This is a genomic window from Sphingomonas sp. Leaf33, from assembly GCF_001421785.1.
Taxonomy (GTDB): domain Bacteria; phylum Pseudomonadota; class Alphaproteobacteria; order Sphingomonadales; family Sphingomonadaceae; genus Sphingomonas.
Genome location: NZ_LMLB01000017.1, coordinates 462,969 through 475,482, shown reverse-complemented (window position 1 = coordinate 475,482; position 12,514 = coordinate 462,969). Strand labels below are relative to the sequence as shown.

General features: G+C 67.1%; 10 protein-coding genes. 4 read left to right on the top strand and 6 right to left on the bottom strand.

Annotation, left to right across the window (positions count from 1 at the left end):
- Positions 1 to 7 precede the first annotated feature (7 nt).
- Positions 8 to 1,654, top strand: a complete 1,647-nt coding sequence (locus ASE86_RS15430; protein WP_056428904.1) for a hypothetical protein — start codon at positions 8 to 10, stop codon at positions 1,652 to 1,654.
- Here the strand turns inward: ASE86_RS15430 and ASE86_RS15425 are convergent.
- The 6 genes from ASE86_RS15425 to ASE86_RS15405 all read right to left on the bottom strand — a co-directional run bounded on the left by ASE86_RS15425 (position 1,638) and on the right by ASE86_RS15405 (position 8,165).
- On the bottom strand, positions 1,638 to 2,777 hold the full coding sequence (locus ASE86_RS15425; protein WP_056428901.1) for a GNAT family N-acetyltransferase: 1,140 nt from the start codon (positions 2,775 to 2,777) through the stop codon (positions 1,638 to 1,640). The genes ASE86_RS15430 and ASE86_RS15425 overlap by 17 nt on opposite strands.
- 295 nt (positions 2,778 to 3,072) lie before the next feature.
- Positions 3,073 to 3,420 (bottom strand): low molecular weight protein tyrosine phosphatase family protein, encoded by a 348-nt coding sequence (locus tag ASE86_RS15835; RefSeq protein ID WP_082441966.1) that lies wholly within the window; start codon positions 3,418 to 3,420, stop codon positions 3,073 to 3,075.
- Positions 3,417 to 4,721 carry a mechanosensitive ion channel family protein gene (locus ASE86_RS15420; protein ID WP_056428898.1) on the bottom strand — a complete coding sequence of 435 codons (1,305 nt, stop codon included), beginning with the start codon at positions 4,719 to 4,721 and terminating at the stop codon, positions 3,417 to 3,419. The genes ASE86_RS15835 and ASE86_RS15420 overlap by 4 nt, the downstream gene beginning before the upstream one ends.
- Positions 4,718 to 5,914, bottom strand: a complete 1,197-nt coding sequence (gene metC, locus ASE86_RS15415; protein ID WP_056428893.1) for a cystathionine beta-lyase — start codon at positions 5,912 to 5,914, stop codon at positions 4,718 to 4,720. Before metC ends, ASE86_RS15420 begins: the two co-directional genes overlap by 4 nt.
- On the bottom strand, positions 5,911 to 6,669 hold the full coding sequence (locus tag ASE86_RS15410) for a sulfurtransferase (RefSeq protein WP_082441965.1): 759 nt from the start codon (positions 6,667 to 6,669) through the stop codon (positions 5,911 to 5,913). Before ASE86_RS15410 ends, metC begins: the two co-directional genes overlap by 4 nt.
- Complete coding sequence (locus ASE86_RS15405; protein ID WP_056428891.1) at positions 6,666 to 8,165, bottom strand: S10 family peptidase; 1,500 nt, start codon at positions 8,163 to 8,165, stop codon at positions 6,666 to 6,668. Before ASE86_RS15405 ends, ASE86_RS15410 begins: the two co-directional genes overlap by 4 nt.
- A gap of 129 nt (positions 8,166 to 8,294) precedes the next feature.
- Between ASE86_RS15405 and queF the strand changes: the two genes are divergently transcribed.
- The 3 genes from queF to ASE86_RS15390 all read left to right on the top strand — a co-directional run bounded on the left by queF (position 8,295) and on the right by ASE86_RS15390 (position 12,457).
- On the top strand, positions 8,295 to 8,741 hold the full coding sequence (gene queF / locus ASE86_RS15400) for a preQ(1) synthase (protein WP_056428887.1): 447 nt from the start codon (positions 8,295 to 8,297) through the stop codon (positions 8,739 to 8,741).
- Between the two features lie 114 nt (positions 8,742 to 8,855).
- On the top strand, positions 8,856 to 11,129 hold the full coding sequence (locus tag ASE86_RS15395; protein WP_056428884.1) for a glycosyltransferase family 4 protein: 2,274 nt from the start codon (positions 8,856 to 8,858) through the stop codon (positions 11,127 to 11,129).
- A 44-nt stretch (positions 11,130 to 11,173) separates the two neighbouring features.
- Positions 11,174 to 12,457 (top strand): glycoside hydrolase family 130 protein, encoded by a 1,284-nt coding sequence (locus ASE86_RS15390; RefSeq protein ID WP_056428881.1) that lies wholly within the window; start codon positions 11,174 to 11,176, stop codon positions 12,455 to 12,457.
- The last annotated feature ends 57 nt before the right edge of the window (positions 12,458 to 12,514 follow it).

Here is a 12,514-nt window from a genome sequence, read left to right as displayed (position 1 = left end):
GGTGGCGATGTACACGCCGGCCGATACCTCGCTTCGTTGGTGGCAGACCCGCGCGTTCGTCGTCTTTGTCGCGCTGGCGACGGCGATCCCGCTGCTGATCCCCGATGTCGCGCCGCTGGTCGACCTGCCGGGGCATATGGCGCGCTACCGCGTCCAGTTGGCGCACGACACTGCGCCGTGGCTGAACGACTGGTATGATTTCCGCTGGCAGCTGATCGGCAACCTGGGGCTGGACCTGCTGATCGAGCCGCTGGCGCCGATCCTCGGGCTGGAGTTGGCGGTCAAGCTGATCGTGCTGACCATCCCGCCGCTGACCGCGGTCGGGCTGCTGTGGATCGCGCGCGAGGTGCATGGCCGCATCCCGGCGACCGCGCTGTTCGCCCTGCCCCTCGCCTACAGCTACCCGTTCCATTTCGGCTTCGTGAATTTCGCGCTGTCGATGGCGCTGGCGCTCAATGCCTTTGCGCTGTGGTTGCGCCTTGCCCGGCTGGGCCGGTTCCGGTTGCGCGCGATCCTGTTCTTACCCATCGGGTTGCTGCTGTGGGTCTGCCACACCTTCGGCTGGGGCGTGCTGGGGGTGCTCGCCTTTTCCGCCGAGCTGATCCGCGAGCATGACAAGGCGACCGAGCGCGGCGTCGTCGCGCGGTGGGTGCGGCCATGGGTGATGGCAGGCATCCACTGCCTGCCGCTGGCGCCACCTGCCGCGCTGATGCTGATGTGGCGCAGCGGCGGGCACGTCACCGGCCAGACCGGCGACTGGTTCAACTGGCGGGCCAAGGTCAATTGGGTGACGATGGTCCTGCGCGACCGCTGGATGCCGTTCGACATCGCGTCGGTCGCCATCCTGTTCTTCGTGCTGCTGAAGTCGGTCCGCGACCCCAACGTCCAATATTCGCGCAACCTGAGCCTGTCGGCGCTGTTCCTGCTGGCGGTCTTCATCCTGTTGCCGCGGATCGTGTTCGGGTCCGCCTATGCCGACATGCGCCTCGCCCCCTTCATGCTGGGCATCGCGCTGATCGCGATCCGCCCGCGGCCCGGAACGACGACGCGCGGGGTGAGTATCATCGCACTGGCCGGCCTGGCCTTCTTCCTGGCGCGCACCGCCGGCACCACGATCAGCTTCTGGCGCTACGACAAGAGCTACGACCGCGAACTCGCCGCGCTGGAGAAACTGCCGACAGGCGCGCGGCTGGTCAGCTTCGTCGGTGAGACCTGCTACAACCAGTGGACGATGACCCGCCTCCAGCACCTGCCCGGCATGGCGATGGTGCGACGGCTGGCCTTTACCAACGACCAGTGGTCGATGCCCGGCGCGCAGTTGCTGACGGTCAAGTATCTGGCCGGCAAGCCGTTCAACCACGACCCGTCGGAGATCGTCACGACGACCCAGTGCCCGACCGAATGGTGGCGCCCGGTGTCGATCAGCCTCGTCCGCTTCCCGCGCGACGCATTCGATTACGTCTGGCTGATCAGCCCGCCCAATTACGACAAGCGGCTTGAGCAGGGGTTGGTGCCCGTGTGGCGCGACGGCACGAGCGCGCTGTTCCGCGTCGACCATGCGGTCAGGCCCGCGGCGCTGTCGATCGACGACTGGGGTCCGTACCGCGAGATCTTGCTGAAGCGCCGCGCGGCGCGGCTCAGGAAGTCTTCCTGAACGGCGCCATCTCGCCCAGGAACGCCTGTTCGTCCGCGACCGCCAGCCGCTCGCGCTCCAGGAACCCGGCGACGGCGCGGCGGAAGTTCGCATCGGGCAGATAGTGCGCCGACCAGGTCGGGACGGGCGTATAGCCGCGTGCCAGCTTGTGCTCGCCCTGCGCGCCGGCCTCGACCGTCGTCAGCCCCCGCGCGATCGCCGCATCGATCGCCTGATAATAGCAGAGCTCGAAATGGAGGAACGGCACGTCCTCCGTGCAGCCCCAATAGCGGCCATAGAGGGTATCCGCGCCGATCAGGTTGAGCGCGCCCGCGATCGGCCGTCCATCGCGTTCCGCCAGGATCAGCAGGCACTGGTCCGCCATCCGCTCGCCCAGCAACGAGAAGAAGGCGCGGGTCAGGTAGGGCGTCCCCCACTTCCGGCTGCCGGTGTCCTGGTAGAACACCCAGAACGCGTCCCAATGCGCCTCGGTGATCTCGGCGCCGGTCAGGTGGCGGATCGTCAGCCCCTCGACGGCGCCGGCGCGTTCCTTGCGGATCGCCTTGCGCTTCCGACTGGCGAGGTCGGCCAGAAAATCGTCGAAGCTGCCATAGCCGCGGTTGGTCCAGTGGAACTGCGTGCCTTCGCGGATCAGCCAGCCCGCCGCTTCGAACAGCGGCACCTGATCGGGCGTGACGAAGGTCGCGTGGGCGGAAGACAGCTGGTGCTGGTCGACCACCGCCTCCACCGCGGCGATCAGCGCGGGCGCGGACGCGGGATCGCGCACTAGCAGCCGCGGCCCCGGCACCGGCGAGAAGGGCACCGCGACCTGGAGCTTGGGATAATAGCGCCCCCCGGCCCGCTCCCACGCGTCGGCCCAGCTGTGGTCGAAGACGTACTCGCCCTGGCTATGGCTCTTGGCATAGGCCGGCGCGACCGCTGCGACCTGCCCGTCCGCGCCGTCGACGATGACCGGCACCGGCTGCCATCCGGCACGGGCGGTGGCGGAGCCGGACTCCTCGAGGATCGACAGGAAAGCATGGCTTACGAAGGGGTTGCCGGGGCCGGCGCACGCGTCCCACTGGTCGGCGGGAATGGCGCGGACGCCATCGGCGATGCGGGCGGTGACGGGGGTGGAGCTCACGTGAGCGTATCTAGGGAGCCGGGTGCGCGACGGGAATGGGGGCTAAGGTCACAAACGGGTCACACTATCAGCGTGTTTTTTGCTCGCCGCTCGATCGTCCACCATCCGGTGCTCCGGCGCAGGCCGGAGCGGTGGCAACCGCAAGGCTTCGGCCTGCGCCGGAGCACGATGGTCGAGCCTCCGAAGCTGCTCAGCCGGGAGTTCAGAAATTTAATATGTCAAAAAGCGTAGGCGTCAACCAGCGAAGTTCGCACCAAGCAAATACTTTCCAACATCGCAAGCCATCCTGCTTATATCACAGGTAATCGTCGATAGGACGCGTTGGCAAATGCCGGCTCATGCGGTGCTGAAGCAAAGACACAAGAGCCGGATCCATGAAATCGTAATCATCAGGAATATCGAGGCAAACGATTCGTGTACCGCCAAGGTCACTACGAAAGCGCTTTTGCACCTTCGCGCGATGCGTCCGTTCCATAACAACGATGACATCCGCCCAGCGCACTAGGTCTGATGTCAGCGGCGTTTCAGCGTCATGGTTCGTTCCGGCCGAGGCGACAGCGATGTCTGAACGGTCCGCGAAAATCTGCTCAGCAGTCGGACTGCGTAACCGGTTCTGGCTGCAAACGAAGAGATAATGTTTCATTCTGTTACCGGCGCAGGAATTGGGATCAGGGCGTTCTCTACCGGCACCACCATCCGCACATCCCGCTGCGGCACCGGCACCTTCACCCCATGTTCGCCGAACAGCGTCCAGATGCGTTTCAGCACGTCGGCCTTGACGTTGTGCACGCCGCCTTCCGGGTCGGCGATCCAGACGCGGACTTCATATTCCAGCGCATAGTCGCCGAACGCGGTCATCCACACCGCCGACGGGGGCGTATCGAGCACGCGGCTGCTTTCGGTCGCCGCGCGCATCATCAGGCTTTCGGCGAGCTCGACGTCGCTGTCGTAGGCGATCTTCACGGGAATCGCGATGCGCACGTTGCGGTCGGAGAAGGACCAGTTCTCCACCTCCTGCGTCATCAGGATTTCATTCGGGATCAGGTGTTCCTTGCCCTCGCGCGTGATGACGCTGACCGCGCGGACGCCGATCTTGTTGACCCAGCCGAACGATTCGCCGACCGCGATGACGTCGCCGGGCTTCACCGAGCGGTCCATCAGCAGGATGATGCCGGCAATCAGGTTGCCGACCGTCTTCTGCAACCCGAAGCCGATCGCGAGACCGAAGGCGCCGCCGAACACCGCAAAGGTCGTCAGGTCGATGCCGAGCGCGTCGATGCCGAAGAAGAAGGCCGTGACCAGCAGCGCGATACCGGCGAGCTTCTGGATCAGCAGGCGCTGCGTCGCATCGAGCGTCCTCGCGCGCCCCAGCGCCTGCGCGATGGCGCGGTTGATGACGCGGACGATCGCCAGCAGGACGACGACGGTCAGTAGCAGGGTCAGCAGCGACCAGAGCGACACGCGCCGCCGCCCGACATCGATGCCGACCGCATCCAGCGTGCTGGTGATCGGTTCGTACCCGCCGACCGACCGGCCGAGGATCGCGACGAACACCAGACCCGCGACCAGCCACGCCATCCACGACGGCAGCCGCACCGCACGCAACAGCGTAAGCACCAGCATCGCGGTCGCTGCGCCCAGCGCCAGTCCGACACCGATGCTGGCGAGGATACCCCAAGGATAGTTCTGCGCGACGATCGCCAACAGGATCGCGGCGATGCCGTGGCGGACCAGGCTGCAGATCCGCGTCTCGACCGATTCGCCGCCGTCGCCGACGCGGTCATGCCACAGTTCGGTCAGCGGCGGTCCGATCCGACGCCCGCCCTGCCAGCCGGCGAGCAGCGCGAGCAGCACGAGGCCGAGCGCGACCGCGCCCTGCGTCAGGTCGTCGCCGCCGGCCTGTGCGAGCCCGAGGCCGACCAGCCAGGTTTCCACCTGCCTCATGGCGCGGCGGCGGCCCAGGCCGCAAACCCGCGCTCCAGATCGGCAATTAGGTCGGCGGGGTCCTCTAGGCCGATGTTGAGCCGGACCAGCGGCCCACGGCTCCAGCGGGTCGCGGTGCGATGGCGCGCGGGATCGACCGGAATCGCCAGGCTCTCGAACCCGCCCCAGCTATAGCCGATGCCGAACAGGTCGAGCGCGTCGATCAGCGCGGCGCGTTCCGCCTCGCCGCCGGATACGAGTTCAAACGCGAACAGCCCGGCCCCGCCGGTGAAGTCGCGGTGGAAATATTCGCTGCCCGGACAGTCGGCGAGCGCGGGGTGGAGCACGGCGGCGACTTCGGTCCGGGTCTTCAGCCAGCGGGCGATCTCGAGCGCGCTGCCCGCGTGGCGATCGAGCCGCAGCGCCATGGTGCGCAGGCCCCGGCTGCCGAGCCATGCGTCGTCGGGCGACACCGTCTGGCCGAGCTGGAAACTGGTGTCGCGCAGGGCCGGCCAGTGCTCGGCGGTCGACGTGACCGACCCGAGCATTGTGTCGGAATGGCCGGTGACATATTTCGTGCAGGCGAGGATCGACAGGTCGATGCCCAGCGCCATCGCCGGCAGGCGGAGCGGGGTCGCCCAGGTGTTGTCGAGCAGCGTCACCACGCCGCGCGCCTTGGCCGCGGCGACGATGGCGGGGATGTCCTGCACCTCGAACGTCAGGCTGCCCGGACTTTCGAGGAAGATCGCACGCGTGGCCGGCCCGATCAGATCGGCGATGCCCGCGCCGACCAGGGGGTCGTAGTAGCGCGTCGTGATCCCCATGCGCTTGAGCAGGCCGTTCGCCAGGTTGCGGGTCGGGTCGTAGGCGCTGTCGGTCAGCAGCAGCTCGTCGCCCGGCGACAGCACCGCCAGCAGCGCGGCGGCGATGGCGGCGACGCCCGAGGGATAGAGGAAGGTCGCCTCCGCACCGGGTTCGAGTTCGGTCAACGCCTCGGCCAGACTCCACTGCGTCGGGGTGCCGCGGCGACCGTAGAACAGGCGGTGGTGGGTATCCTTGCCCGCACTGGCGCGCAAATGGGCGACCGAATCGTAGAGGATGGTCGACGCCCGCCAGACGGGCGCGCTGACGATCCCCTGCGTCCATTCCGGCCGCCGCCCCGCGCGGACGACCCGCGTACCGTCGCCGCTGCCCCTGGGCATATCGCCGCTCATCGTCCGGTTTCCTTTGGCGTTGTGGGGTCGCTGCCCCAGTCGGCCCAGGACCCGCCGTAGAGCGCGGCGTCGCGCCCGAGCAGGTGGAGGGCGAAGACCAGCGAGCAGGCGGTGACGCCCGAGCCGCAGGTGGTGGTGATCGGTCGATCGAGATCGACGCCGGCTGCGGTAAAGGCGGCGGCAAGCGCATCGCCACGCTTCCACCGGCCGTCGGCGTCATAGAGCGCGGCGTAATGGACGTTGTGCGCGCCGGGGATATGGCCGGGGACGACGCCCGCGCGCGGTTCGGGCTCCTCGCCCGCAAAGCGTGCGGGCGAGCGGGCATCGACGATCTGGTCGGTCGTGGCCCGGACATCGTCCTTGTCGCGCAGGGATGCGACCACGCGCGCCACGCTGGTCGCGGCGAGCGTGGTGCCATCGCCCGGTTCCAGCGGACGACCTTCGCTCCGCCACCTGGCGAGGCCGCCGTCGAGGATCGCTACCGACGTCGCGCCCGACGACTTCAGCAGCCACCAGCCGCGCGCGGCGGTCTTCAGCGGGCTGTCGTCATAAACGACGTACACCGCATTCGGGTCGATCGCGACGGCGCCGGGCCTGGCGGTCGACAGGTCGAGGAAGGCGGCGCCGGGGATGTGGCCCGCGCGATACTCGGCGCGCGCAACGCGGCCGTGTTCGGGCAGGAACCACGAGGCGTCGACGATGAGGACGCCGGACAGGTCGGCAAGGCCGGCGGTCGAGACGAGCGAGCCGATCATCGCGCGCGGATGAACGCGCGGATGTCGCGGGTCAGCTTCGCTCGGTCTTCGTCGCGGACATACATCATGTGGCCGGCGTCATAGTAGGAGAACTGGATGCGACTCCTGTCGTAACCGGTCCGCGACAGGGCGTATTCGGCGGCGAAGAAGGGCGTCGCGAAATCATACCAGCCCTGACCGACGAAGATGCGCAAGCCGGAATTCTCGCGCAGCGCCTTCCCGATGTACGGCGCGACGTTCATGTAGACGTCATTGTCGCGCCCGCCGCCCAGGCGCCAGTCCCATTGGCCGCCCAGGCTGCCGATCGTCACATAGCTGCGGTCGGTCGAATATCGCAGGTCGCCGCGAACGTACGCATTGATCGCCGCGGTGTAGCCGCCGTCGATCCCGTAGAAGCTGGGGTCGTTGTCGGGCGTTTCGCCGGCATTGTCGAAGTCGCGGCCGGTGTAGCGGCTGTCGAGCCGGCCGACCGTCAGCCCGCGGTCGCGCAGCAATTCCTTGTAGAAGCGCCCCGGCGTCACGCGCAGGTCGGCCTGTTCGAGATAGGTTTCGCTTAGGCCGGTGTAGCGCGCGAGGTCGCGGCGGACGGTGGCGCGTTCCTCAGGCGACAGCGCATTGCCCTTCAGAAGGGCGGCGGCATAGGGGCCGGTCGCCCATCGGCGCGCCTCGTCCACGAACGCTGCGGTCTGCGTCCCCGCCCCCGCCTTGTCATGGAAGCGCGCGGTCGCGGCCATCGACGGCAGGTTGAGGATGTACGTTATCTCGTTGCCCGGCGTGTCGGCGCCCGCCGCGAAATCGAGCACGGTCGAAATCAGGATGACGCCGTTCAGCGACACGTCGTTGTACGTGCCCTCCAGCTGGTTGAGCACCGCGGCGCTGCGCGTCGTGCCATAGCTTTCGCCGCCGAGATATTTCGGCGCGTTCCAGCGGCCATGCTCGTTCAGCCACAGCCGGATGAACTGCGCGATCGCCTTCGCGTCCTGGGTGACGCCGTAGAAGTCCTTGGGGTCGGTCTTGCCGAGCGCATGGCTGAAGCCGGTGCCGACCGGATCGATGAACACGACGTCGGTCACGTCGAGCAGCGAGTCGGGATTGTCGACGATCGGATAGGGCGGCCCGCCGTCGTCCTTTGCGTCGGAGGGAATCGCGACCCGCTTCGGCCCGAACGCGCCCATGTGTAGCCAGACAGAGCCGGAGCCGGGCCCGCCGTTGAACAGGAAGGTGACCGGGCGACGCGGGTCCGCGCCGTCCTTGATGTAGCTGGTCGAGAAGATCGCCGCGCGGGGCGTGCCGTCGTCGGCCTTCAGGTAGGTCTCGCCGGTGATCGCGGTGTAGGCGACGCTCTGCCCGCCGAACACGCCAGTGTGACGCGTGACCGAGCGGTTCGGCGGCGGGATGTCCTCGACCTTGGCCGGCGCGGTCCTGGGCGGGGGCGCGTCCTGCGCAAGCGCAGGACTGGCGATCAGGGCGGCGGCGGCGAGCAGGATGGAGCGCATGGCCGCGCACCCTAGCGGCGGCGGCGCGGCGTGCAATGTTCTACCCCTCCCGTCATTCCCGCGAAGGCGGGGACGACTGTAAACTGCGGTGGGTTTATCCCGCGGCGCCGACCCCCTACATGGCCGCGCATGACACCGCTTCATCTCGGCCAGGCGAGCAGCCTGCCCGCCTCTCCGCAAGAGGCCGTCCTCGACTATGTCCCCAATCCGCGCGCCGGTTCGCTCTATCTCGTGCGGTTCGCGGTGCCGGAGTTCACGTCGCTGTGCCCGGTCACGGGCCAGCCCGATTTCGCGCATCTGGTCATCGACTATGCCCCGGGTGATCGAATCGTCGAATCCAAGTCGCTGAAGCTGTTCCTGGGGGCGTTTCGCAACCACGCCGGCTTCCACGAGGATTGCACGGTCGGCATCGGCCAGCGGCTGTTCGACGAGATGCAGCCGCGCTGGCTGCGGATCGGTGGCTATTGGTACCCGCGCGGCGGCATCCCGATCGACGTGTTCTGGCAGTCCGGACCGGTGCCCGAGGGGCTGTGGCTGCCCGATCAGGGCGTGCCGCCTTACCGCGGTCGCGGTTGATCTCGATCGTATTTGTTGCATCGCACAAAAATGGCAACCATAAGGGGTTCGCAGCGTTGTTAGCGGGTTAGAAGCCTGTCGGCTTTTTCTGTTCTGCAAATGCGAAGGACCGTCATGGACACCCAGGAGGCCGCCACCGCCCCGATCAATCACATCGTCCTGATCGGAAACTACCTGCCGCGAAAGTGCGGACTGGCCACCTACACGACCGACACGTTCCATGCGCTGCGCTCGCGGTTCCCGGACCTGAAGGTCGATGTCTATGCGATGGACGATCATCCGGGGCGCTACGACTATCCGTCCGATGTCACCGGATCGATCCCGCAAAACGAATTGAGTGCCTATATCGCAACCGCGCGGTCGATCGAGGCGTCGGGCGCGCAGGCGCTGTGGTTGCAGCATGAATATGGCATCTACGGCGGGGCGGCCGGCGAACATATCCTGGCGCTGCTCGACCGCGTGACCATCCCCGTCATCGTGACGCTGCACACGGTGCTCGAAAAGCCGAGTGCCGACGAGCGCCGCGTACTGGAGGCGTTGCTGCGCCGTGCGTCGAAGGTCATCGTGATGGCCGAGCGTGGCCGCGAAATCCTGGAGCGGCACTATGGTGCCGACGCGCGCCAGATCGTCACCATTCCGCACGGCGTGCCCGACCGGCCGCTCGTCGATGCCGACACGCTGAAGGGCGCGTTCGGCTGGGCGGGGCATGAGGTCGTGCTGACCTTCGGCCTGCTCGCGCCGAACAAGGGCATTGAGACGATGATCGCCGCCCTGCCCGCGATCGTCGAGCAGAACCCGGCCGCACTGTATGTCGTGTTGGGCGCCACCCATCCGAACCTGGTCGCGCACGAGGGCGAGGCCTATCGCGACCGGCTGAAGGCGCAGGCGGAGGAATTGGGCGTAGGCCACGCCATCCGCTTCATCGATGCTTTCGTCGAACATGACGAGCTGCTCGATTACCTGCAGGCCGCCGACGTGTACGCGACGCCGTACAGCAACCCCGCACAGATCACGTCGGGCACGCTCAGCTACGCGGTCGGCGTTGGCAAGCCGGTCGTCTCGACGCCCTACGTCCATGCAACCGAGATTCTGGCCGATGGCCACGGCGTCCTGGTCGATTTCGGCGACAGCGCTGGTTTCGCACGTGAGATCAACGCGCTGCTCGGCAATCGCCGCAACCGCGAGCGACTGGCCGCGCGCGCCTATGCCCGCGGTCGTTCGATGATCTGGCCGCGCCTGGCCGAAGCCGCGCTGGCGCAGGTCGAGAAGATCGTCGCCAGCCAGCCGCGCCGGCTGGCCCAGCACGGCCATGCGAAGCGAATGCTGCCGATCGACATCGCTGCGGTCGAGCGGATGAGCGACGCGACCGGCATGTTGCAGCATTCGATCCTGTCGGTGCCGGATCGACGTCACGGATATTGCATCGACGACAACGCCCGCGCGCTGATCCTGATGACGCAGGCGCCGGACTTGGACTCAGGGCTGCGCGACAAATGGTCGAGCATCTACGGCGCGTTCGTTCAATATGCCTGGAATCCCGACAAGCGCCGCTTCCGCAATTTCATGAACTACGACCGCACGTGGTGCGAGGAATACGGGTCGGAGGATTCGAACGGCCGCGCCCTGTGGGCGCTGGGCGTGACCGCACGCGATGCCGGGATGCAGAAGCACCGGGATTGGGCCGCGCGCCTGTTCGACGAGACCGCCAGCCTGGCGTTCGAGCTTGGATCCCCGCGCGCACACGCCTTTGCCATGCTCGGCGCCGCAGCGATGATGGAAGCGCATCCGGGCCACGCCCTGTCGCGCGAAATCCTGACGCGCTTCTCGGCCGAACTCGCCAGCCTGCTCGACACCGCGCGCCGCCCGGAATGGAGCTGGTTCGAGATCGTCCTGGCCTATGACAACGCCCGCCTGCCCGAAGCGATGATCCGCGCCGGGATCGCACTCGCCAAGCCCGAGCTGATCGCGACGGGTATCGAGACTCTCGACTGGATCGTCAGCCGCCAGACCTCGCCCGAGGGGCGCTTCCGCGCGGTCGGCACCGAAAGCTTCGGGCGTGAATATTCCGACCCGTTGCCGTTCGACCAGCAACCGCTGGAGGCGCAGGCGACGGTCGATGCGTGCGCCGCCGCGTTCGACGCGACGCGCGACCGCCGCTGGCTCGACGAAGCGCACAAGGCGTACAACTGGTATCTGGGCGCCAACGACCTCGACCTGCCGCTCGCCAGCGTTGCCGACGGCGGCTGTTTCGACGGGCTGATGCCGAACGGTCTGAACCGAAACCAGGGCGCGGAGTCGATTTTGGCACTGCAACTTGCCGGTTGTGCCATTTCGGCTCTTTCAAAGCGCAGCGTATCCGTGGCAGGTCAGCGCAGCATCGCGGCCTGACCACCGGCCGCGCCTGATCGATCGAAACGCCCCGGGGGGGACGCATGCTAGAGTTGTACGACCATCCCTTGCGCCTGCACGCGGACCCGTCTCGCGTGGTGGTGCGTCCGTTTCACATCGCCTGGGCGACACCGACGCCGGGCGCCGAAAGCCGGACCGAACGCATGGTGCGCGCGGTGCTGGAAATGAGCCCGCGTGCGGCGCGCGACCAGCTGGAAACCGTGCTGAAGGATTTCGAGGCGCGCCACTGGCAGACGCGCCGCGTGTTCATGACGCGCTATGACGAGATCGAGACGCTGCTGAACCTGGACGGCAGCCAAATCGGCGACGAGAAGCGCCAGCTGATCGGTGCCTATTTCTGCCACGAATACAGCTATGCCGCCGCCGCGCTGATGAACCCCAGCGTCGTGCCGCATTTCGACCAGACGGGCATGCCGCGCGGATCGCAGCGCATTCTGATGTCGATGCGCGCGGTGGGCGAAGGGCACATCAGCTCGGTCGCGTTCCGCGAAGGCATCATCACCGACGGCAACGAGATGACGCTGGCGCCCGAACCGCCCTTCGCGACCGCGGCGGACGCGGTCGGCGACGAACTGGAAATGCCGACCGGCCCGGTCACCGTCTATCGCCACCGCGATTCCACCCTATCGGGCACCGTGATCTTCCCGATCACCGAGCAGCAGTCGAAGGGGCTGGAGGACTTGCGCCTCGTCAAGTTCACCCATGACGACGGCGAGGCGGAGTGGATCGGAACCTACACCGCCTACGACGGCTCGGGCATCCAGTCGGAAATGATGCGGACCAAGGATTTCCGCGCGTTCGACCTGGTGCCGATGACGGGTTCGGCCAGCCGCAACAAGGGCATGGCGCTGTTCCCCCGCAAGATCGGCGGCCGCTACATGATGATCGGCCGCCAGGACGGCGAGAACGTCTTCATCATCGACAGCGACCGGATCGACAATTGGGACGAGGGCCAGTTGCTGCTGAAGCCCGAATTTCCGTGGGAACTGGTCCAGATGGGCAATTGCGGGCCGCCGATCGAAACCGAGGCTGGCTGGATCCTGCTGACCCACGGCGTCGGCGCGATGCGCAAGTACTCGATCGGCGCCGCGCTGCTCGACCTGGACGACCCGACGAAGGTGATCGGGCGGACGAAGGAACCGATCCTGGCCGCCGCCGACCAGGACCGCGAAGGCTATGTGCCCAACGTCGTCTATAGCTGCGGTGCGATCCGGCACGGCGAAAAGCTGTTCATTCCTTACGGCATCGCGGACAGCTCGATCGGGTTCGCGTTTGTCGAGATCGAAAAGCTGCTGGCGAGAATGTGATGCGGGCGGCCGACGATTTGCGCAAGCAAATCGCGGACCCGCCACGTCGGGCAGCGG